Origin of the sequence: Escherichia sp. MOD1-EC5189 (genome assembly GCF_002966045.1) — a bacterium.
GTDB lineage: Bacteria > Pseudomonadota > Gammaproteobacteria > Enterobacterales > Enterobacteriaceae > Escherichia > Escherichia coli_F.
In genome coordinates, this window is record NZ_PTRX01000016.1 from 36,296 (window position 1) to 58,736 (window position 22,441).

At 49.4% G+C, this 22,441-nt stretch carries 23 protein-coding genes; 13 read left to right on the plus strand and 10 right to left on the minus strand.

The genetic code is table 11. The features are described from left to right. Positions 1 to 13: 13 nt before the first annotated feature. The 3 genes from lptG to ytgA form a co-directional block, all read right to left on the minus strand. The gene (gene lptG / locus ATB02_RS14770) at positions 14 to 1,096 is read right to left on the minus strand and encodes an LPS export ABC transporter permease LptG (RefSeq protein ID WP_001295681.1); all 1,083 of its coding nucleotides are present in this window, start codon (positions 1,094 to 1,096) and stop codon (positions 14 to 16) included. Continuing rightward, entirely contained in the window at positions 1,096 to 2,196 is a 1,101-nt protein-coding gene (gene lptF, locus ATB02_RS14775; RefSeq protein WP_000584114.1) for an LPS export ABC transporter permease LptF, read from the minus strand. The genes lptG and lptF overlap by 1 nt, the downstream gene beginning before the upstream one ends. A 62-nt stretch (positions 2,197 to 2,258) precedes the next feature. Further along, positions 2,259 to 2,309, minus strand: coding sequence for a protein YtgA (ytgA, locus tag ATB02_RS26715; protein ID WP_211180521.1), 51 nt, complete (start codon positions 2,307 to 2,309; stop codon positions 2,259 to 2,261). 153 nt (positions 2,310 to 2,462) lie between these two features. Between ytgA and pepA the strand changes: the two genes are divergently transcribed. The 3 genes from pepA (at position 2,463) to valS (ending at position 7,533) form a co-directional block, all read left to right on the plus strand. Then, positions 2,463 to 3,974, plus strand: coding sequence for a leucyl aminopeptidase (gene pepA / locus ATB02_RS14780; RefSeq protein ID WP_000397144.1), 1,512 nt, complete (start codon positions 2,463 to 2,465; stop codon positions 3,972 to 3,974). 260 nt (positions 3,975 to 4,234) lie between these two features. Next, positions 4,235 to 4,678, plus strand: a complete 444-nt coding sequence (gene holC, locus ATB02_RS14785) for a DNA polymerase III subunit chi (RefSeq protein WP_000786399.1) — start codon at positions 4,235 to 4,237, stop codon at positions 4,676 to 4,678. Next, positions 4,678 to 7,533 (plus strand): valine--tRNA ligase, encoded by a 2,856-nt coding sequence (gene valS / locus ATB02_RS14790; RefSeq protein ID WP_046076409.1) that lies wholly within the window; start codon positions 4,678 to 4,680, stop codon positions 7,531 to 7,533. Before holC ends, valS begins: the two co-directional genes overlap by 1 nt. A 53-nt stretch (positions 7,534 to 7,586) precedes the next feature. Here valS and ATB02_RS14795 read toward each other — a convergent pair whose 3' ends face one another. After that, complete coding sequence (locus ATB02_RS14795; RefSeq protein WP_000079650.1) at positions 7,587 to 8,783, minus strand: YjgN family protein; 1,197 nt, start codon at positions 8,781 to 8,783, stop codon at positions 7,587 to 7,589. A gap of 192 nt (positions 8,784 to 8,975) precedes the next feature. On the opposite strand from ATB02_RS14795, the gene ATB02_RS14800 reads away from it, so the two are divergent. Beyond that, positions 8,976 to 9,479, plus strand: coding sequence for a GNAT family N-acetyltransferase (locus tag ATB02_RS14800; RefSeq protein ID WP_001059402.1), 504 nt, complete (start codon positions 8,976 to 8,978; stop codon positions 9,477 to 9,479). A 144-nt stretch (positions 9,480 to 9,623) separates the two neighbouring features. On the opposite strand, the gene rraB is transcribed toward ATB02_RS14800, so the two are convergent. Next, positions 9,624 to 10,040 carry a ribonuclease E inhibitor RraB gene (rraB, locus tag ATB02_RS14805; RefSeq protein ID WP_000002953.1) on the minus strand — a complete coding sequence of 139 codons (417 nt, stop codon included), beginning with the start codon at positions 10,038 to 10,040 and terminating at the stop codon, positions 9,624 to 9,626. A 162-nt stretch (positions 10,041 to 10,202) separates the two neighbouring features. On the opposite strand from rraB, the gene argF reads away from it, so the two are divergent. Next, on the plus strand, positions 10,203 to 11,207 hold the full coding sequence (gene argF, locus ATB02_RS14810) for an ornithine carbamoyltransferase (RefSeq protein WP_105271819.1): 1,005 nt from the start codon (positions 10,203 to 10,205) through the stop codon (positions 11,205 to 11,207). Positions 11,208 to 11,258: 51 nt separating this feature from the next. Here argF and ATB02_RS14815 read toward each other — a convergent pair whose 3' ends face one another. The 3 genes from ATB02_RS14815 to ATB02_RS14825 all read right to left on the minus strand — a co-directional run bounded on the left by ATB02_RS14815 (position 11,259) and on the right by ATB02_RS14825 (position 14,149). Continuing rightward, on the minus strand, positions 11,259 to 12,836 hold the full coding sequence (locus tag ATB02_RS14815; RefSeq protein ID WP_105271820.1) for a hypothetical protein: 1,578 nt from the start codon (positions 12,834 to 12,836) through the stop codon (positions 11,259 to 11,261). Positions 12,837 to 12,958: 122 nt separating this feature from the next. Further along, entirely contained in the window at positions 12,959 to 13,411 is a 453-nt protein-coding gene (gene tabA / locus ATB02_RS14820) for a toxin-antitoxin biofilm protein TabA (RefSeq protein ID WP_001315168.1), read from the minus strand. A gap of 144 nt (positions 13,412 to 13,555) precedes the next feature. Then, entirely contained in the window at positions 13,556 to 14,149 is a 594-nt protein-coding gene (locus ATB02_RS14825) for a TetR/AcrR family transcriptional regulator (protein ID WP_000256677.1), read from the minus strand. A gap of 70 nt (positions 14,150 to 14,219) precedes the next feature. Between ATB02_RS14825 and bdcA the strand changes: the two genes are divergently transcribed. The 7 genes from bdcA to ATB02_RS14865 all read left to right on the plus strand — a co-directional run bounded on the left by bdcA (position 14,220) and on the right by ATB02_RS14865 (position 18,268). Then, positions 14,220 to 14,933, plus strand: coding sequence for an SDR family oxidoreductase (bdcA, locus tag ATB02_RS14830; RefSeq protein ID WP_105271821.1), 714 nt, complete (start codon positions 14,220 to 14,222; stop codon positions 14,931 to 14,933). Between the two features lie 130 nt (positions 14,934 to 15,063). Continuing rightward, positions 15,064 to 15,459, plus strand: a complete 396-nt coding sequence (locus tag ATB02_RS14835) for a RidA family protein (protein ID WP_039021195.1) — start codon at positions 15,064 to 15,066, stop codon at positions 15,457 to 15,459. Between the two features lie 280 nt (positions 15,460 to 15,739). After that, entirely contained in the window at positions 15,740 to 15,874 is a 135-nt protein-coding gene (gene pyrL, locus ATB02_RS14845) for a pyr operon leader peptide (RefSeq protein ID WP_001296693.1), read from the plus strand. A gap of 3 nt (positions 15,875 to 15,877) precedes the next feature. Next, a complete protein-coding gene (gene pyrB, locus ATB02_RS14850; protein WP_000013046.1) occupies positions 15,878 to 16,813 on the plus strand; it encodes an aspartate carbamoyltransferase in 936 nt (311 codons plus the stop codon). A gap of 12 nt (positions 16,814 to 16,825) precedes the next feature. Further along, positions 16,826 to 17,287, plus strand: coding sequence for an aspartate carbamoyltransferase regulatory subunit (gene pyrI / locus ATB02_RS14855; protein WP_000148581.1), 462 nt, complete (start codon positions 16,826 to 16,828; stop codon positions 17,285 to 17,287). A gap of 72 nt (positions 17,288 to 17,359) precedes the next feature. Then, the gene (ridA, locus tag ATB02_RS14860; RefSeq protein ID WP_064221923.1) at positions 17,360 to 17,746 is read left to right on the plus strand and encodes a 2-iminobutanoate/2-iminopropanoate deaminase; all 387 of its coding nucleotides are present in this window, start codon (positions 17,360 to 17,362) and stop codon (positions 17,744 to 17,746) included. A 66-nt stretch (positions 17,747 to 17,812) separates the two neighbouring features. Then, a complete protein-coding gene (locus ATB02_RS14865) occupies positions 17,813 to 18,268 on the plus strand; it encodes a transposase (RefSeq protein WP_105271822.1) in 456 nt (151 codons plus the stop codon). A gap of 44 nt (positions 18,269 to 18,312) precedes the next feature. Here ATB02_RS14865 and mgtA read toward each other — a convergent pair whose 3' ends face one another. Beyond that, a complete protein-coding gene (gene mgtA, locus ATB02_RS14870) occupies positions 18,313 to 21,009 on the minus strand; it encodes a magnesium-translocating P-type ATPase (RefSeq protein WP_000471876.1) in 2,697 nt (898 codons plus the stop codon). A 140-nt stretch (positions 21,010 to 21,149) separates the two neighbouring features. Next, positions 21,150 to 21,203, minus strand: a complete 54-nt coding sequence (mgtL, locus tag ATB02_RS14875) for a mgtA regulatory leader peptide MgtL (protein WP_001387276.1) — start codon at positions 21,201 to 21,203, stop codon at positions 21,150 to 21,152. A gap of 125 nt (positions 21,204 to 21,328) precedes the next feature. Between mgtL and treR the strand changes: the two genes are divergently transcribed. Beyond that, positions 21,329 to 22,333: a trehalose operon repressor TreR gene (gene treR / locus ATB02_RS14880; RefSeq protein ID WP_257187417.1), complete on the plus strand. Its 1,005-nt coding sequence runs from the start codon at positions 21,329 to 21,331 to the stop codon at positions 22,331 to 22,333. Positions 22,334 to 22,441: the final 108 nt, after the last annotated feature.

Consider the following 22,441-nt stretch of genomic DNA (forward strand, 5'->3'; position numbering starts at 1 on the left):
TACGTTCATCCAGTTACGATTTTCTCATTAACAGCCACAGGCTGATTAAGAAGAAGCTGGCGCTTGGCAACAGTGCGCCGATGATCGGCGGGATGCCGTAAACCAGCGTCAGCGGGCCGAAGATCTGGTCCAGTACGTAGAAGACAAAACCGAAGCTGATACCGGTGACCACACGCACGCCCATCGGCACGCTACGCAGTGGGCCGAAGATGAACGACAGCGCCATCAGCATCATCACCGCCACGGATAACGGCTGGAAGATTTTGCTCCACATGTTGAGCTGATAACGTCCGGCATCCTGACCGCTCGACTTCAGATACTTCACATAGTTGTGCAAACCACTGATGGATAGTGCATCCGGGTCCAGCGCCACCACGCCCAGTTTGTCTGGCGTGAGGTTGGTTTTCCAGGTGCCGCTCACCGTCTGCGAACCGGTGATCTGTTTCGGATTGGTCAGATCAGATTCATCAACCTGCGACAGACGCCAGACTTTATGTTCCGGGTCAAACTTCGCGGTAGCGGCATAGCGTACAGATTGCAGACGACGATTCTCATTAAAGGCATAGATACTGATGCCACCTAACTCTTCGTCACCTTTAACCCGCTCAATGTAGACGAAGTTGTTGCCATCTTTTGCCCATAAACCTTGCTGGGTAGAGAGCAACGAGCCACCGTACATCGCCTGCGCGCGGTAGTTACGCGCCATCTGCTCGCCCTGCGGTGCGACCCATTCGCCAATCGCCATCGTCAACAAGACCAGCGGAATGGCGGTTTTCATCACCGACAGTGCCACCTGCATACGGGTAAAACCAGAAGCCTGCATGACCACCAGTTCGCTGCGCTGCGCCAACATCCCAAGACCAAGCAACGCCCCAAGCAGAGCCGCCATCGGGAAGAAGATTTGCACATCTTTCGGCACGCTCAGCAAGGTATACATTCCTGCGCCTAACGCATCGTAACTCCCCTGCCCGGCTTTTTTCAGCTGATCGACAAACTTGATAATGCCCGACAGCGACACCAGCATGAACAGCGTCATCATGATGGTGGTGAAAATAGTTTTACCGATATAGCGGTCAAGTACGCCAAAAGGTTGCATCACACCGCTCCTTTACGCGAAAAACTGGCGCGCAGGCGGCGGACCGGCACGGTGTCCCAAAGGTTGAGAACAATCGCCAAAGCCAGATAAATCAGGTTTACGGTCCACATCCACAGCGTCGGGTCCAGCTTACCTTTACCGCCGTTCGATTTCAGGGAGGTCTGGATCAGGAAGAACAACAGATACAGCAGCATGGCTGGCAGCATCGACAGTACGCGTCCCTGACGCGGGTTAACCACGCTCAACGGTACAACCATAAGTGCCATCATAAACACGGTGAATACCAACGTGATACGCCAGTTCAGTTCTGCGCGGGCACGATCGGTGTCAGTGTTCCACAATGTGCGCATGTCCATCTGGTCGGTATCGTTCGGGTCGAGCGCCACCGCCTGGTGACCAATGATCGCCTGATAATCCTGGAAGTCCGTAATGCGGAAATCGCGTAACAGTGCAGTGCCTTCGAAGCGCGTTCCCTGGTTGAGAGTGACGACCTGGGAGCCGTCGCGCAGCTGGGTTAAATGTCCGGAATCGGCCACCACCACAGAAGGACGTGCATTACCTTTTGGTCGAATTTGCGCGAGGAACACATCTTTGAAATCGCTGCCGTCAACGCTTTCGATGAACAGCACCGAGCTGCCATTAGTCGCTTGCTGGAATTGCCCTTGCGCCAGCGCCGCCATGCCAGGGTTCGCTTTCGCTTCTGCTAACACTTCATCCTGATGACGCGATGACCACGGTCCCGCCCACATCACGTTAACCGCCGCGACGATTGCCGTGAATACCGCAAGGATCATTGCCGCTTTCACCAGCACCGCTTTGCTCAGGCCGCAGGCATGCATTACCGTAATTTCACTTTCGGTATACAGTTTGCCCAGCGTCATCAGCAGCCCGAGGAACAGGCTTAATGGCAGGATAAGCTGCGCCATTTCCGGCACGCCCAACCCGAGAAGGGAGAGCACCAGATTCGCCGGAATATCGCCGTCAACCGCTGCGCCGAGGATCCTCACTAACTTTTGACAGAAGAAGATCAAAAGCAAGATGAAGAGTATCGCCAGCTGGCTTTTGAGCGTCTCCCGCACCAGATATCTTATGATTATCACTTTAAATACGCCCGTAAAAACTCGTCTTTTGCAGGATTTTAGCTTGTTTCATGGCTTAAACGTCATTTATTCTCTTGAGTCGTCGAAATCGTCGCTAAGATAATTATACTCAACGGATTCACCTCTCAGATTTTGTTCTGACGTGCCAATGCCGTAATAACGTTAAGATTAACACGAAGTCATCGCAACAGCGGACATGAGTTACGAAAGCTTGCAATTCTATCTGTAGCCACCGCCGTTGTCTTTAAGATTCAGGAGCGTAGTGCATGGAGTTTAGTGTAAAAAGCGGTAGCCCGGAGAAACAGCGGAGTGCCTGCATCGTCGTGGGCGTCTTCGAACCACGTCGCCTTTCTCCGATTGCAGAACAGCTCGATAAAATCAGCGATGGGTACATCAGCGCCCTGCTGCGTCGGGGCGAACTGGAAGGAAAACCTGGGCAGACACTGTTGCTGCACCATGTTCCGAATGTACTTTCCGAACGAATTCTCCTTATTGGTTGCGGCAAAGAACGTGAGCTGGATGAGCGTCAGTACAAGCAGGTTATTCAGAAAACCATTAATACGCTGAATGATACTGGCTCGATGGAAGCGGTCTGCTTTCTGACTGAACTGCACGTTAAAGGCCGTAACAACTACTGGAAAGTGCGTCAGGCTGTCGAGACAGCAAAAGAGACGCTCTACAGTTTCGATCAGTTGAAAACGAATAAGAGCGAACCGCGTCGCCCGCTGCGTAAGATGGTGTTCAACGTGCCGACCCGCCGTGAACTGACTAGCGGTGAGCGCGCGATCCAGCACGGTCTGGCGATTGCCGCCGGGATAAAAGCAGCGAAAGATCTCGGTAATATGCCGCCGAATATCTGTAACGCCGCTTATCTCGCCTCTCAGGCGCGCCAGCTGGCTGACAGCTACAGCAAGAATGTCATCACCCGCGTTATCGGCGAACAGCAGATGAAAGAGCTGGGGATGCATTCCTATCTGGCGGTCGGTCAGGGTTCGCAGAACGAATCGCTGATGTCGGTGATTGAGTACAAAGGCAACGCGTCGGAAGATGCTCGCCCAATCGTGCTGGTGGGTAAAGGTTTAACCTTCGACTCCGGCGGTATCTCCATCAAGCCTTCAGAAGGCATGGATGAGATGAAGTACGATATGTGCGGTGCGGCGGCGGTTTACGGCGTGATGCGTATGGTCGCGGAGCTGCAACTGCCGATTAACGTTATTGGCGTGCTGGCAGGCTGCGAAAACATGCCTGGCGGACGTGCCTATCGTCCGGGCGATGTGTTAACCACCATGTCCGGTCAAACCGTAGAAGTGCTGAATACCGACGCCGAAGGCCGCCTGGTACTGTGCGATGTGTTAACTTACGTTGAGCGTTTTGAGCCGGAAGCGGTGATTGACGTGGCGACGCTGACCGGTGCCTGCGTTATCGCGCTAGGCCATCACATTACCGGTCTGATGGCGAACCACAATCCGCTGGCCCATGAGCTGATTGCTGCATCTGAACAATCCGGTGACCGCGCATGGCGTTTACCGCTGGGTGACGAGTATCAGGAACAGCTGGAGTCCAATTTTGCCGATATGGCGAACATTGGCGGTCGTCCTGGCGGGGCGATTACCGCAGGTTGCTTCCTGTCGCGCTTTACCCGTAAGTACAACTGGGCACACCTGGATATCGCCGGTACCGCCTGGCGTTCTGGTAAAGCAAAAGGCGCAACCGGCCGCCCGGTGGCGTTGCTGGCACAGTTCCTGTTAAACCGCGCCGGGTTTAACGGCGAAGAGTAATTGCATCAGGCTGTGTTGTTATTGTCGGATGCGGCGTGAACGCCTTATCCGACCGACACAGAGCACCGGACTCGTAGGCCTGATAAGACGCGACAGCGTCGCATCTGGCAATGTTGTTATTGTCGGATGCGGCGTGAACGCCTTATCCGACCGACACAGAATACCGGACCCGTAGGCCTGATAAGACGCGACAGCGTCGCATCAGGCAACGCTGTGTATTACCAAATGCATATTTAAATCCACCACAAGAAGCCCCATTTATGAAAAACGCGACGTTCTACCTTCTGGACAATGACACCACCGTCGATGGCTTAAGCGCCGTTGAGCAACTGGTGTGTGAAATTGCCGCAGAACGTTGGCGCAGCGGTAAGCGCGTACTCATCGCCTGTGAAGATGAAAAGCAGGCTTACCGGCTGGATGAAGCCCTGTGGGCGCGTCCGGCAGAAAGCTTTGTTCCGCATAATTTAGCGGGAGAAGGACCGCGCGGCGGTGCGCCGGTGGAGATCGCCTGGCCACAAAAGCGTAGCAGCAGCCCGCGCGATATATTGATTAGTCTGCGAACAAGCTTTGCAGATTTTGCCACCGCTTTCACAGAAGTGGTAGACTTCGTTCCTTATGAAGATTCTCTGAAACAACTGGCGCGCGAACGCTATAAAGCCTACCGCGTGGCTGGTTTCAACCTGAATACGGCAACCTGGAAATAATGGAAAAGACATACAACCCACAAGATATCGAACAGCCGCTTTACGAGCACTGGGAAAAGCAGGGCTACTTTAAGCCTAATGGCGATGAAAGCCAGGAAAGTTTCTGCATCATGATCCCGCCGCCGAACGTCACCGGCAGTTTGCATATGGGTCACGCCTTCCAGCAAACCATCATGGATACCATGATCCGCTATCAGCGCATGCAGGGCAAAAACACCCTGTGGCAGGTCGGTACTGACCACGCCGGGATCGCTACCCAGATGGTCGTTGAGCGCAAGATTGCCGCAGAAGAAGGTAAAACCCGTCACGACTATGGCCGCGAAGCTTTCATCGACAAAATCTGGGAATGGAAAGCGGAATCTGGCGGCACCATTACCCGTCAGATGCGTCGTCTCGGCAACTCCGTGGACTGGGAGCGTGAACGCTTCACCATGGACGAAGGCCTGTCCAATGCGGTGAAAGAAGTTTTCGTTCGTCTGTATAAAGAAGACCTGATTTACCGTGGCAAACGCCTGGTAAACTGGGACCCGAAACTGCGTACCGCTATCTCTGACCTGGAAGTGGAAAACCGCGAATCGAAAGGTTCGATGTGGCACATCCGCTATCCGCTGGCTGATGGCGCGAAAACCGCAGACGGTAAAGATTATCTGGTGGTTGCGACTACCCGTCCGGAAACCCTGCTGGGCGATACCGGCGTGGCCGTTAACCCAGAAGATCCGCGTTACAAAGATCTGATTGGCAAATATGTCATTCTGCCGCTGGTTAACCGTCGTATTCCGATTGTTGGCGACGAACACGCCGATATGGAAAAAGGCACTGGCTGCGTGAAGATCACCCCGGCGCACGACTTTAACGACTATGAAGTCGGTAAACGTCACGCCCTGCCGATGATCAACATCCTGACCTTTGACGGTGATATCCGTGAAAGCGCCCAGGTGTTCGATACCAAAGGTAACGAATCTGACGTTTATTCCAGCGATATCCCAGCAGAATTCCAGAAACTGGAGCGTTTTGCGGCACGTAAAGCCGTCGTTGCTGCGGTTGACGCGCTCGGCCTGCTGGAAGAAATTAAACCGCACGACCTGACCGTTCCTTACGGCGACCGTGGCGGCGTGGTTATCGAACCGATGCTGACCGACCAGTGGTACGTACGTGCCGACGTGCTGGCGAAACCGGCGGTTGAAGCGGTTGAGAACGGCGACATTCAGTTCGTACCGAAGCAGTACGAAAACATGTACTTCTCCTGGATGCGCGATATTCAGGACTGGTGTATCTCTCGTCAGCTGTGGTGGGGTCACCGCATCCCGGCATGGTATGACGACGCGGGTAACGTTTATGTTGGCCGCAACGAAGACGAAGTGCGTAAAGAAAATAACCTCGGTGCTGATGTTGCCCTGCGTCAGGACGAAGACGTTCTCGACACCTGGTTTTCCTCCGCACTGTGGACCTTCTCTACCCTTGGCTGGCCGGAAAACACCGACGCACTGCGCCAGTTCCACCCAACCAGCGTGATGGTATCTGGTTTCGACATCATCTTCTTCTGGATTGCCCGCATGATCATGATGACCATGCACTTCATCAAAGATGAAAATGGCAAACCGCAGGTGCCGTTCCATACCGTTTACATGACCGGCCTGATTCGTGATGACGAAGGCCAGAAGATGTCCAAATCCAAGGGTAACGTGATTGACCCGCTGGATATGGTTGACGGTATTTCGCTGCCGGAACTGCTGGAAAAACGTACCGGTAATATGATGCAGCCGCAGCTGGCGGACAAAATCCGTAAGCGCACCGAGAAGCAGTTCCCGAACGGCATTGAGCCGCACGGTACTGACGCGCTGCGCTTCACCCTGGCGGCGCTGGCTTCTACCGGTCGTGACATCAACTGGGATATGAAGCGTCTGGAAGGCTACCGTAACTTCTGTAACAAGCTGTGGAACGCCAGCCGCTTTGTGCTGATGAACACAGAAGGTCAGGATTGCGGCTTCAACGGCGGCGAAATGACGCTGTCGCTGGCGGACCGCTGGATTCTGGCGGAGTTCAACCAGACCATCAAAGCGTACCGCGAAGCGCTGGACAGCTTCCGCTTCGATATCGCCGCCGGCATTCTGTATGAGTTCACCTGGAACCAGTTCTGTGACTGGTATCTGGAGCTGACCAAGCCGGTAATGAACGGTGGAACAGAAGCCGAACTGCGCGGTACTCGCCATACGCTGGTGACTGTACTGGAAGGTCTGCTGCGCCTCGCGCATCCGATCATTCCGTTCATCACCGAAACCATCTGGCAGCGTGTGAAAGTACTTTGCGGCATCACCGCTGACACCATCATGCTGCAGCCGTTCCCGCAGTACGATGCGTCTCAGGTCGATGAAGCCGCACTGGCCGACACCGAGTGGCTGAAGCAGGCGATCGTTGCGGTACGTAACATCCGTGCAGAAATGAACATCGCGCCGGGTAAACCGCTGGAGCTGCTGCTGCGTGGTTGCAGCGCGGATGCAGAACGTCGCGTAAATGAAAACCGTGGCTTCCTGCAAACGCTGGCGCGTCTGGAAAGCATCACCGTGCTGCCTGCCGATGACAAAGGTCCGGTTTCTGTTACGAAGATCATCGACGGTGCAGAGCTGCTGATCCCGATGGCTGGCCTCATCAACAAAGAAGATGAGCTGGCGCGTCTGGCGAAAGAAGTGGCGAAGATTGAAGGTGAAATCAGCCGTATCGAGAACAAACTGGCGAACGAAGGCTTTGTCGCCCGTGCACCGGAAGCGGTCATCGCGAAAGAGCGTGAGAAGCTGGAAGGCTATGCGGAAGCGAAAGCGAAGCTGATTGAACAGCAGGCTGTTATCGCCGCGCTGTAATCAACACCGTGATGAAAACGAAGGCCGGAGCATGCTCCGGCCTTTTTTATCTCTTACAGAAATGGTAAAGAAGGCATAACTCCCCGAGAAATACTGGCTAAGAAGCCTTTATCTGGTTGTTCTTCTTTATTGATTAAAGGAAGGTCATCCAAATCGCCCAGCAAATACGTATTTTTTGCCTGCCAGTCAATCATCCATATTTTCAACAGTGGATAAGCCAGACCGCCCGTAATCCCGGATATCACCACCAACGCACACATGCGATAAAGCATACCGTGGTACGTTAAAGTTGAGCGAAAACGAATACGCCCATCATTCAGTGACAGGTTGCTCATAAAATGGTTTCGCAACGACACCGTTAAATAACTGGTGCTAACAGCAATCCCAAAATAATAGATTAACTGCGCGATTATCATTTTACGTTGCATTTCCATAAATTGCTGTAAATTCTCAATGTCATCATTTGCATATACAGAACTATCATACGCATTTAATATTTGATCGAAGATAATATAACCAGCAACAGCGAGAAAAGGCAATAAAGCTAAAAATGCGAGAATGGCATATTTTATACAATACGTAGTATCTAATTTCACCTTGAAACGATGTATACCGAAACTGGTATTGCTCCAGAGAAAACTCATTACCAGACTATATAAAGTACCATTAAAAATACCAATGGAAACAATACCAACTATTGCCATCAGAACCATAGATATAATAACACTACTTGAACTATTGGCATGTAGCATCTTTGTCGAGATAAAGAAAACAGTCCCCATCCCAACGGCCATTAAAATCGGCAAGAAAAAGGTCACCCACCAGAACCCTTTCATAGAGCAATTAAAACTAAATCTTACGCCGTTGAGACTGGTCATTAAGGCCTGATGACGCAGTCCTTTTGCTGCCATAAATATAAGCAAAACCAACAGTAACAAAGTCAAAACACAACCAACAAGCGGCATATCTGCTGACACTGTCATTAAGATTGCGAAATAGAAAAAAACAAAAACAAGACAACTAACAAAAACATTCCCACCGGTAATTCCATAAGAAAATCGTTGTCCGTTAACTTCCATATTAGCATAAAGATAACGCTTACATTTCATTAATGCCCATGGTAAATAGATACCTAACGTTATAATCGTTAACAACACATTCACCACACAAATAAGAAAATACCTCTCACCTGTACCATGAAAAACAAACGAATGGGACGGAACATCCATTTCATTAATAACTTGAGCCATAAAAAATCCCTGAATTAAAAAATCCATTGATATAACTTATATATACAGACAGTAAAATGTTCTGCCACGTTACAATACTCTTATCAGTAATAGGCTGGCAAAAACTTTATTACTTTATAAGTCGCTTGCGCACGTAAGAAGAGAGTGGTATTAAACAAATGTATAATTACTTTATTTTTATTGGGTTAAACTATGAATAACATTGCGCCGCAATCACCTGTAATGCGTCGCCTGACGCTGCAGGATAATCCTGCTATCGCCCGCGTCATTCGTCAGGTATCCGCCGAATACGGTCTTACCGCTGATAAAGGATACACCGTCGCCGATCCGAATCTTGACGAGCTGTATCAAGTGTATAGTCAGCCTGGCCATGCATATTGGGTAGTTGAGTACGAGGGTGAAGTGGTCGGCGGCGGTGGGATAGCGCCATTAACCGGGAGTGAGTCGGACATTTGCGAACTGCAAAAGATGTATTTTCTTCCGGCTATCCGCGGCAAAGGGCTGGCAAAAAAACTGGCCTTAATGGCGATGGAGCAGGCGCGAGAGATGGGTTTCAAACGCTGCTATCTGGAAACGACAGCTTTTTTAAAGGAAGCCATTGCGCTTTATGAGCACTTGGGCTTTGAGCATATCGACTATGCGCTTGGCTGCACGGGCCATGTCGATTGTGAAGTACGGATGTTGCGCGAACTCTAAAAAAATGCCCGCGTGTTCAACTCGCGGGCATTCGAACATTAACAACGTACGTTTTGTTTATGCCGGATGTGACATGAATGCCTTATCCGGGCAACAAATTCACCAGGTTGCAGGAACTACCTGGGCCTGATGCGCTACGCTTAATTAGTGGCGAACTCCGTCATCGTCTTCATCGACAAAATCTTCATCGTCGCCATCTTCGCCGTTAGGATCTTCAAAGTAAGTGCCCCAACCGTCATACTCGACGTCAAATTTCTCCGCCAGCGTCATCAGTTGTTCCACCTGAGCATCAATCAGGTCGGCATTCAGGGCGCATTCGCTGAGGATGTCGCAGCAAATCACGATATCACCATCTTCAACTTCCAGCTCTTCTGGATCGGTCACTTCGTAACCGAGTTTAAACGCTTCAACTGCCGCTTTTTCCAGAGTTTCCAGATCGTCTGCGGAAAGATGGTGTTCGATGGTGTACAGCGCGTCCGGATCGCTGCCATCTTCCAGTAATTCTTCAATAATCAAACGTGTTTCTTCACGCTGTTCTTCCAGTTGTTCCGGGTTTGCCATGGCTCATTCCTCTTAATGTCCTGCCGATACTCTTATTGTCACACACCACTGACATTGCCTCCACCTTTGTCACAAAGTTTTATTTATCAAGCTTGCAAATGAATAATCATTCATATAGATTGAATTTTAATTCATCAAAGGCGTATGCCATGGGAGGGAAGTATGTCCAGTTTTTATCAGAAGCATTTTTTGAAGTTACTCGATTTTACCTCTTCAGATCTCACCACCCTGCTACAACTTGCCGCAACACTGAAATCCGCGAAGAAAAACGGCACTGAAGAAGCTAAATTAACGGGTAAAAATATCGCGCTCATCTTCGAAAAAGACTCGACTCGCACACGATGCTCTTTCGAAGTTGCCGCATATGATCAAGGGGCACGAGTCACTTATCTAGGCCCAAGCGGCAGCCAGATTGGTCATAAAGAATCGATTAAAGATACGGCTCGTGTTCTTGGTCGGATGTACGACGGGATACAGTACCGTGGCTACGGTCAGGAAATTGTTGAAACACTGGCTGAATACGCTGGCGTGCCTGTATGGAACGGCCTGACGGATGAGTTTCACCCGACACAGCTGCTGGCAGATCTCCTCACGATGCAGGAACATCTGCCAGGTAAAGCGTTCAATGAAATGACGCTGGTATACGCCGGAGATGCTCGTAACAACATGGGGAACTCAATGCTGGAAGCTGCGGCGTTGACCGGGCTGGATCTGCGTTTAGTCGCGCCGAAAGCCTACTGGCCGGAAGCATCGCTGGTCGCCGAATGCAGTGCTCTGGCGCAAAAACACGGGGGTAAAATCACCTTGACGGAAGATATCGCCTCTGGGGTTAAAGGCGCAGACTTTATCTATACCGATGTCTGGGTATCGATGGGTGAGCCCAAAGAGAAATGGGCGGAGCGTATTGCCCTGCTGCGTGACTATCAGGTGAATAGCAAAATGATGGCCCTGACCGGTAATCCGCAGGTTAAATTCCTCCACTGTCTGCCTGCATTTCATGATGATCAAACCACGCTGGGTAAAAAAATGGCCGCAGAATTTGGTCTGCATGGTGGAATGGAAGTCACCGATGAAGTCTTTGAATCTCCGGCAAGTATTGTCTTTGACCAGGCAGAAAACCGGATGCACACCATAAAAGCGGTGATGGTAGCGACACTCAGTAAATAATTTGTACCTCTATAAAGATGCCGGGAAATACAATATTATCCCGGCATCCTATTATTCAGCGTCAGTCTCCTGTTTCGACACATAGTTCTGTATTGCATCCTGTAGCCATTCAGGAGGTTTTCGTCCCTCCAAATATGCGTCATTAAAATCTGTTAATAGAGCACTTTTTAAATTTTTGATGATTACCAACACGTTAGTTCTAAGGTTTAATTCATTAATCGCCTTTTCTTCAATAAGTTGACCCAGTTGTTCTTTCGTAAGTTGTCTATTATTAATATCACATTCTAAGCTATCAAGATCTCTCTTTTCCCTTGCATAACTCACAAGTAACTGAGGAAGGTACCATTTAATCATCTCAGGTTTTTTCATAAAAAAATCATTCAGAAACACCTTGTTCACCAAGATACTGACAGGTACGTCCTTAAATACTAACTGAGCATTATTAAATAGTCTTTCAATTAAATGTGATTTCTCTTGATTGCTTAAGTTTAAAACTTCGACATATACAATCAACTTATCCCAAATCAACGTCTGTAAATCAGGATTATTTTTATAGGGTTCTTTATCAAGAAGGGAAAATAATGCCTCAGCTCTTTTAGACTGATCACAACCAGACTTAATATTTTTTATCACGTCGCATGCATAATCTATCTTTGCAGCAGCATTAAAATATTCGATACTTTTATTAAAACACCACTCCAGTATTTTTACATCACTCATATATGGCGATTGTAAAAAAGTTTCTAACATCGAACGGATGACCGGTGAGAGGTCAACCGGCGCATCATCTAAGGAATCAATAAGAATATGCGCTAGATCAACTTTGATCTTATTAATTTCATCATTACTTTTTTTATTATTAGTAAAGGCATCGTCAGACGCGCTGAGATTATCTATCTCTTCAAGTATGCCTTCTTCGCCCAGTAAGTCTGGAATAATTTCATTACATACATGAGGCATTATTAGCAGATGCTCTTGCTTTATTGTTGACAATGTTGTAGCCAAGGCATCTTTAAAAAAATCTTTATAGTCCTGGGCTTGCCAATTCATCTGGTTATTATTTAACTGAAGTGCTATTTCGTTGTTAATTTCACGCTGGTAACACGCCAGAACTTTATTAGTAATCAGTAGTAATGAACTCTCATCTTTTGTTTCAAAATCCGTCCCTTCAAAACGAAAAATTGACTTACCAGATTCTGTTACATCATCAAATATAATGGCTGTACGCCCTTGACGAGCCCCATTCACAGAGGGAGGGGTAAGTCTAACTTCTAAAATAACCGGGCGTATATCATCTTCCCACCCTTCAGGATTATTCATGTAAAATCGCATTATTTCACTACCATCATCTTTTTTTAAATAAGATGAGGATTTTATATTACCCATCATTTTTCTTCCCGCTTCATTGCGGCTTTCACTAAAATCTACATGTCCCAAGGTAAATATCCATGCCAGAAACTCCAAAAATGCCTTAGGAGAAAGGATATTTCTTTTGTTATGCTGCCCCTCGGCAATACGGGAAAAATTATTGATTCCCACACACCAGCTATTTAAAACATCATGTTTTGGTTTAAAATTCCTGCAGGAAGCAACGTAGTGAAAATAATCCGAATGCGATATTTTGCTCATGACGAACTCCTTGAGTTAATAAGAACGTCTAAGCATTACAAATTTTACTCACAAAAAAATATCAAAAAACGCTCTTTTCACAAACTCGCCGTAAACCTGGAGTTATTTACGGCGAAAAGTCATCACGCCATCAGCATCTTCACTACTGCTTTGCGAACCTGGGCTGGCGCGCCCACTGCGCACAGCGGTTTATGCACTTCCCCCGGATAAAACACAACAAAATCACCTTCATTAAGGATAACTGTTTTCTCATCAACGCCTTCCGGCAAAAATGCGATGTCTTTGTCTGCTAACCAGTCGGTATCCGGGGTGCCTGCAGGTTGCGTGCTGAAGGTCATGCCTTCCTGACCTTTTAACACAATCTGAATGTCGAGATAGCGGGCATGGTACTCCGCACGGCGAGCTTCGTACGGCTCGGTCATATCTTCCGAGATAAGATAAAACAGACGATTGCCTTCGATATCGTGCTTGCCCTTGGGCGTTTCTGCCGTAACGTTTGCTTTGATATGCTCAATCGCCTGGCGTAACTCCTGGGGTAGCCACGGCTGAAGATTATGAATATTTCCGATGATCATCTTTTCCACTCCTTAATTAAAACAATGTTTCATTTCTATCGTTATACGAAAAGATGATCAATTCCGCCAGCCTTAACGCGTGAATTATTGTCTTATCACAACTTATCGGCAGGCGCGTTCCCGCCTTTCGGATCAAGGCCAGCATCACTCCTTGAGAAGAGTTTTTATCGCTTCCCCCGCCAGGGCAGCTGTTGCACAGAGTTGTTCGATGGAGTGCCCCTCTCGTGCCTTCGCAGAAAGCCCAGACATCACGGTACTCATAAAATCAGTCACACATTGTGCGCTTTGTGGATGCCGCCTTGCGATATAGTCATAAATGGTTGTTTCTGCGGCGTGATAATATTGAACGGCAATACCACGCGCTTGTGGATCATGACTATGAATACCTTCAAGAACCATACAGCCAGCGCAGCCGCCGTTTTGGCTATATCTGCGCGCCGCTTCTTTTAATACCTCAACCAGGCACTCGCCTACCGGACGATCATCACGAAGAATATCGGCAAGCGGAATAGCTTCCGTACCGACATATTCATTGAGTACACGGCTAAATAACCCAGCCTTACTGCCAAAAGCCGCGTAGAGGCTCGGGGGGTTAATACCAAGATAATCAGTAACTTCAGCAACACTGACAGCATCGAAACCTTTTTGGTGAAAAAGCACTTTTGCCGCAGAGACTGCCTGCTCAGGAGCGAAACGTCTGGGACGACCTGGAACTCGAGATTGTTTTTTAGTGACCATTACAAAACATGTTGACAGAAAGTTAAAACAGTTTTGTAATGCATGTTACATAATAAATCAAGGAGTCCTTATGGGCGCTTTTACAGGTAAGACAGTTCTCATCCTCGGTGGCAGTCGTGGAATCGGTGCTGCTATCGTACGTCGTTTCGTCACCGATGGGGCCAATGTACGATTCACCTATGCGGGGTCGAAAGATGCCGCTGAACGCCTGGCACAAGAGACGGGAGCGACAGCAGTATTCACAGATAGTGCTGACAGAGACGCTGTCATTGATGTCGTTCGTAAGAGCGGCGCATTGGATATCCTGGTGGTAAATGCAGGTATTGGCGTCTTTGGCGATGCCCTGGAATTAAATGCCGACGATATTGATCGCCTTTTCAAAATCAATATTCATGCTTCTTACCATGCCTCTGTTGAAGCCGCCCGGCAGATGCCCGAAGGCGGGCGCATCTTAATCATCGGCTCCGTGAATGGCGATCGTATGCCTGTTGCAGGCATGGCTGCTTATGCCGCCAGTAAATCTGCCCTGCAAGGTATGGCGCGCGGGCTGGCCCGTGATTTTGGACCGCGTGGGATCACCATCAACGTCGTCCAGCCAGGGCCAATTGATACCGACGCGAATCCCGCCAACGGGCCTATGCGCGATATGTTGCATGGTTTTATGGCTATCAAAAGACATGGGCAACCGGAAGAGGTCGCTGGTATGGTCGCATGGTTAGCAGGGCCAGAAGCCAGTTTTGTTACCGGCGCGATGCATACCATTGATGGCGCGTTTGGCGCATAACCGACTATGCTCAATTAAGCCCAGCCATTATCCATGATGTCTGGGTTTTGTTTACTCTCGTCGTCCCCTAAAAGCGGCTCCCGGTAAATATAAATCTTCTGTTCATGTCGTAAATCTTGAGGATAACCAAATGGTAGAAAGAATCGCTGTTTTCCCTGCTGGCCGACATTCACTGTATGCTGAACATCGTTATTCTGCGGCTATCCGTTCCGGCGATTTGCTGTTTGTTTCCGGGCAAGTAGGAAGTCGAGAAGACGGAACACCTGAACCCGATTTTCAGCAACAAGTCAGACTGGCATTTGATAATTTGCATGCGACCCTGGCAGCTGCGGGATGCACTTTTGACGATATCATTGATGTGACGAGCTTTCATACCGATCCGGAAAAACAATTTGAAGACATCATGACAGTCAAAAATGAAATATTTAGCGCCCCACCTTACCCAAATTGGACGGCGGTGGGTGTTACCTGGCTGGCAGGCTTTGATTTTGAAATTAAAGTGATAGCGCGCATCCCTGAGCTGTAAGCAATAGTTTTAGCCGTGAGTTTTCACACTCCGCCCTATAAGTCGGATGAATGGAATAAAATGCATATCGGATTGGGTGAAATTGAAAAAGAAAAAAGCAGGAAATGTCTGCAATTATTGATACCGAACGACCGTTCCCCTCCAGAATCATAGCAAATAAAAATGCATACACTTTGACTTTTAATTCAAATAAACCGTTTGCGCTGACAAAATATTGCATCAAATGCTTGCACCGCTTCTGGCTATGAGTATAATGCCGGACAATTTGCCGGGAGGATGTATGGTTCAGTGTGTTCGACATTTTGTCTTACCGCGTCTGAAAAAAGACGCTGGCCTGCCGTTTTTCTTCCCGTTGATCACCCATTCCCAGCCCCTCAATCGAGGGGCTTTTTTTTGCCCAGGCGTCAGGAGATAAAAGATGGCTAATCCGCTATATCAGAAACATATCATTTCCATAAACGACCTTAGTCGCGATGACCTTAATCTGGTGCTGGCGACAGCGGCGAAACTGAAAGCAAACCCGCAACCAGAGCTGTTGAAGCACAAAGTCATTGCCAGCTGTTTCTTCGAAGCCTCTACCCGTACCCGCCTCTCTTTCGAAACTTCCATGCACCGCCTGGGTGCCAGCGTGGTGGGCTTCTCCGACAGCGCCAATACATCACTGGGTAAAAAAGGCGAAACGCTGGCCGATACCATTTCGGTTATCAGCACTTACGTCGATGCGATAGTGATGCGTCATCCGCAGGAAGGTGCGGCGCGCCTGGCCACCGAATTTTCCGGCAATGTACCGGTACTGAATGCCGGTGATGGCTCCAACCAACATCCGACACAAACCTTGCTGGACTTATTCACCATTCAGGAAACCCAGGGGCGTTTGGACAATCTCCACGTCGCAATGGTTGGTGACCTGAAATATGGCCGCACCGTTCACTCCCTGACCCAGGCGTTAGCGAAGTTCGACGGCAACCGTTTTTACTTCATCGCGCCGGACGCGCTGGCAATGCCGCAATACATCCTGGATATGCTCGATGAAAAAGGGATCGCCTGGAGTCTGCACAGCTCCATTGAAGAAGTGATGGCGGAAGTGGACATTCTGTATATGACTCGCGTGCAAAAAGAGCGTCTGGACCCGTCCGAGTACGCCAACGTGAAAGCGCAGTTTGTTCTTCGCGCCAGCGATCTCCACAACGCCAAAGCCAATATGAAAGTGCTGCATCCGCTGCCTCGCGTTGATGAGATTGCCACCGATGTTGATAAAACGCCGCACGCCTGGTACTTCCAGCAAGCAGGCAACGGGATTTTCGCTCGCCAGGCGTTACTGGCACTGGTTCTGAATCGCGATCTGGTACTGTAAGGGGAAATAGAGATGACACACGATAATAAATTGCAGGTTGAAGCTATTAAACGCGGCACGGTAATTGACCATATCCCCGCCCAGATCGGTTTTAAGCTGTTGAGTCTGTTCAAGCTGACCGAAACGGATCAGCGCATCACCATTGGTCTGAACCTGCCTTCTGGTGAGATGGGGCGTAAAGATCTGATCAAAATCGAAAATACATTTTTAAGTGAGGATCAGGTTGATCAACTGGCGTTATATGCACCGCAAGCCACGGTTAACCGTATCGACAACTATGAAGTGGTTGGTAAATCGCGCCCCAGTCTGCCAGAGCGCATCGACAATGTGCTGGTCTGCCCGAACAGCAACTGTATCAGCCATGCCGAACCGGTTTCATCCAGCTTTGCCGTGCGAAAACGCGCCAATGATATCGCGCTCAAATGCAAATACTGTGAAAAAGAGTTTTCCCATAATGTGGTGCTGGCCAATTAATTGCGGTTGGTAATAAAAGTCTGGCTCCCTATAATGAGCCAGACTTTTTACCGCTGTAATAAAGGAGAAATCATGAGCAAAACTATCGCGACGGAAAATGCACCGGCAGCTATCGGTCCTTATGTTCAGGGCGTTGATCTGGGCAATATGATCATTACCTCCGGTCAGATCCCAGTAAACCCGAAAACCGGCGAAGTACCGGCAGACGTAGCGGCACAGGCACGTCAGTCGCTGGATAACGTAAAAGCAATCGTCGAAGCCGCTGGCCTGAAAGTGGGCAATATCGTTAAAACCACCGTGTTTGTGAAAGATCTGAACGACTTCGCAACCGTAAACGCTACCTACGAAGCGTTCTTCACCGAGCACAATGCCACCTTCCCGGCACGTTCTTGCGTTGAAGTTGCCCGTCTGCCGAAAGACGTGAAGATTGAGATCGAAGCGATCGCTGTTCGTCGCTAATCTCTTTCAAAAAGATAATCCAGGTTTCGCGCCTGGATTATCTGATTCAACCACGGAGGGTTGAAGATGGCTAAATCCCGTTTCACAGATAAGCAAATTGCTGAAATTTTACAGCGGTCAAAAGAGGGGGCATCTAATAAGGAGCTTTGTGAACACTATCAATTTAGCGTTAACACGCTGCGGCGCTGGCAAGAACAGCACGCTGACGGCATCAGAAGCGAATTAAAAAAAATAGAATCTAAAGCACAGATCGTCTTTCTGCTTTTCATTGCTATCGTCATTATACTCACGCTTATATTTGGTAAACCTACAGGTGGATGGGCAATACCGCCTTTATTATTCTATTGTGTTTATTATATCCGCCTGTATCGCAACATCTCCGCCAGACATATAAAAAAAGAAGACATTTTTCTCTCTCGTTCTGTTAATAACAGCTATAGCGCCCTTTATAATTTGAGCTGGACGTTTATTTGTTTTTTTATTTTTGCAGTAATCTATTTTTTTATTCAGGTGTTTTCGTAACAGACTGACCTGAAAGTGTATTTCAGGCCAGCTTCATCACTTGCTTACTGCCAGCCGTAACGACGGCTATAGAACCCTTTCACCAACTGGGTTAACGTCATATACCCTGCCAGAATCGCAACCAGCCACGGGAAATAGCTTAACGGCAGCGCCTGCAGTTGCAGATAACTGGCCAACGGCGAAAACGGCAATGCGATCCCGACTATCATCACAATCACGGTCATGATCATTAACGGCCACGATGCACAGCTCTGAATAAACGGTACACGACGGGTACGGATCATATGCACAATCAGCGTTTGCGACAGTAATCCCACCACAAACCAGCCCGACTGGAACAGCGTTTGCGTTTCCGGCGTGTTGGCATGGAATACCCACCACATCAGGCAAAACGTCAGAATATCGAAGATCGAACTGATCGGTCCGAAGAAGATCATAAAGCGCCCCAAATCCGCCGGATTCCAACGCTGAGGCTTTTGAATTTGCTCGTCGTCGACGTTATCAAACGGGATCGCCACCTGTGACACATCGTACAGCAGGTTCTGGATCAGTAAGTGTAAAGGCAGCATCGGCAGGAAGGGCAAGAAAGCACTCGCCACCAGCACGCTGAACACATTACCGAAGTTAGAACTCGCCGTCATTTTTATGTATTTCAGCATGTTGGCGAAAGTCCGGCGTCCTTCAATAACCCCCTCCTCCAGCACCATCAGGCTTTTTTCCAGCAGGATGATATCAGCCGCTTCACGGGCAATATCTACCGCACCGTCCACAGAAATGCCGATATCCGCAGCGCGTAAGGCGGGCGCATCATTAATACCATCGCCCATAAAGCCAACCACATGCCCTTCGCGCTTTAGCAAGGTCACGATGCGTTCTTTATGCATCGGCGTCAGGCGAGCAAACAGCGTGGTGCGCTGTGCAAGATTTGCCAGTTCGTCGTCAGATAGCGTTTCAATATCACTACCAATGACCACCTCTCCCGCGTCCAGTCCCACTTCATGGCACACTTTCGCCGCCACTAACTCGCTGTCGCCAGTAAGGATTTTCACGGTAATGCCACTCGCTTTTAATGCCTTCAGTGCCGGAGCTGTTGTCTCTTTCGGCGGATCAAGGAAAGCAATATATCCTTCGAGGATCAGGTCGGATTCATCCGCCCGCTGGTAATCCCCTTCACGTGCTGGCAGGTATTTCGTCGCCACCGCAACCACGCGCAGCCCCTGACGATTCAGCGTATCAGTAACGCGCTTAATCTTACGCAGTATGATGTCATCAAGCGGCACAATCTCACCATTGTGACGCACCTGCGAACACACATTGAGGATTTCCTGCAATGCGCCTTTGCAAACCAGTTGATGATGTTCGGTATTCTCTGCCACTACCACCGACATCCGGCGACGCTCGAAATCAAACGGAATCTCATCAATTTTTTGCCAACGACTGGCCAGCGAGCGCGCTGACTCTTCATCCGTACCTTCGAGCACCGCTGTATCAAGCAGGTTTTTAAGTCCGGTCTGATAATGACTGTTCAACCACGCGCTATGCAGCACGCGTTCGCTGGTTTTACCGGAGATATCGGTATGATTCTCCAGCACAATTTTATCCTGCGTCAGGGTGCCGGTTTTATCAGTGCACAGAATATCCATAGCGCCAAAGTTCTGAATGGCATCCAGATGTTTGACGATCACTTTCTGTTTCGACAGCTTTACGGCACCACGCGCCAGCGTCGAAGTGACAATCATCGGCAACATTTCTGGCGTTAAGCCTACCGCGACCGAAAGTGCGAACAGTGCCGCTTCCCACCAGTCACCTTTGGTGTAACCGTTGATCAGCAACACCACCGGAGCCATCACCAGCATAAAGCGAATCAGCAGCATACTGACGCGGCTAATCCCTTGCTGAAAGGCATTCGGCTCGCTTTCCTGCTCACTAACACGCCCCGCCAGTTGACCAAACCAGGTGTTGGCTCCTGTAGCAATCACCATTGCTTGTGCCGTGCCGCTCACCACGGTGGTGCCCATAAAACACAGGGTGTCGCACTCCAGCGGATTGCTGTGCTCCGGCTGGCGAGTGGTAGCAGCTTTTTCCACGGGCAGAGACTCACCGGTTAACGACGCCTGAGCGACAAACAGATCCCGCGCCTGCAAGATACGTAAATCTGCCGGGATCATATCCCCCGCCGCCAGTTTTATAATATCGCCGGGCACTAGTTGGTCTATCGGAATTTCCAGCCAGCCATTTTCACCTTTATCGTTAATTACGCGCAGTACCGTCGCGGTATTACTGACCATCGCTTTCAGGGCATCTGCCGCTTTGGTGGAACGAGCTTCCTGAATAAAGTTCAGCAACGTAGAAATAGCGACCATTAGCGCGATAACACCTGCGGCAAATAAATCTTCCGTGGCGTAAGAAATAGCACCGAGAATGGTGAGCAAAATATTAAAGGGGTTGCGATAGCAGACCCATAAATGTACCCACCACGGCGACGGTTGTTGCGCGGGTAATTTATTTTCACCATGTTGTTCGCGGGCAGATTCCACTTCCGCCTGATTTAACCCTTCCGGATGGGTATTGAACGTTTTCCATAATTCCTGTTCTGGCATCACCGCCATTTTCAGGCAATGCGCACTTAAGGACGGCGGGACCGCCGTATTCACTGTCTGCTGCGCGCCAGGCAATGGATCGCGATGAACCAGACGGGAAGGTAAATGGCGAATGAGCCGGGTAAAAATTTCTTTAAACATAAGGAGTCCCTCCGCACTGTCTGAAACAGTGCAGAAATGTCTTCAGGCGTGGCGAAGCCTTACCTGAAGGTAATAAAGCTGAGCTGGGACGTTAAAACGTCACGGCCTTACGCATCCGGTAACGCCGTGAAAAGACGGGCTTACCGGAAAAGTTTTAATCTCCGTCGAGGGAGAGGCGTGGGATCAGGTTCCATATAACCTCCGGTAAGTGAAAAAAGCGCCGCAAATAATAAGGAGAATCCAATAATATTCGTGGCATTTATGGCGATATAATACCTACTGGCAACTAAACCAACGATAAACCAGACTTTACCCATTGCTGAATGCACGGGTAAAGTTAGGCTCAAATAATGAAACGCAATTACGGGACAACAGGATGCAAAATCGGCTGACCATCAAAGACATCGCGCGCTTAAGCGGCGTGGGGAAATCTACGGTTTCCCGAGTGCTGAATAACGAAAGCGGCGTGAGTCAGCGCACGCGCGAGCGCGTGGAAGCAGTGATGAATCAGCATGGATTTTCCCCTTCCCGCTCTGCGCGCGCTATGCGTGGGCAAAGCGATAAAGTGGTCGCCATCATTGTTACCCGTCTGGATTCGTTGTCAGAAAATCTCGCCGTCCAAACCATGCTGCCAGCGTTCTATGAACAAGGTTACGACCCGATCATGATGGAAAGTCAGTTTTCTCCGCAATTAGTTGCCGAACATTTGGGGGTGCTGAAACGGCGTAATATCGACGGCGTAGTGCTGTTCGGTTTTACCGGCATAACCGAAGACATGTTAGCCCACTGGCAGTCATCGCTGGTTCTGCTGGCACGTGACGCGAAAGGCTTTGCTTCGGTCTGTTATGACGACGAAGGGGCAATCAAAATCCTGATGCAACGGCTGTATGATCAGGGACATCGTAATATCAGTTATCTCGGCGTACCGCACAGTGACGTGACGACCGGTAAGCGACGTCACGAAGCCTACCTGGCGTTCTGCAAAGCGCATAAACTGCATCCCGTCGCCGCCCTGCCAGGCCTTGCGATGAAGCAAGGCTATGAGAACGTAGCAAAAGTGATTACCCCTGAAACTACCGCGTTACTGTGCGCAACCGACACGCTGGCACTTGGCGCAAGTAAATACTTGCAAGAGCAACGCATCGACACCTTGCAACTGGCGAGCGTCGGTAATACACCGTTAATGAAATTCCTCCATCCGGAGATCGTCACCGTTGACCCAGGTTACGCCGAAGCCGGACGCCAGGCGGCCAGCCAGTTAATTGCGCAGGTAACCGGGCGCAGCGAACCGCAACAAATCATCATCCCTGCCACCCTATCCTGATCGTTTCCTGAACGATAAATTGTGATCTTCGCTGCGTTTAGGGAACGTTCCCGTTTTTAAATTTTTCCGCGCACTATATTCTGCAGCCAACCAAAAATGTCATCTGCC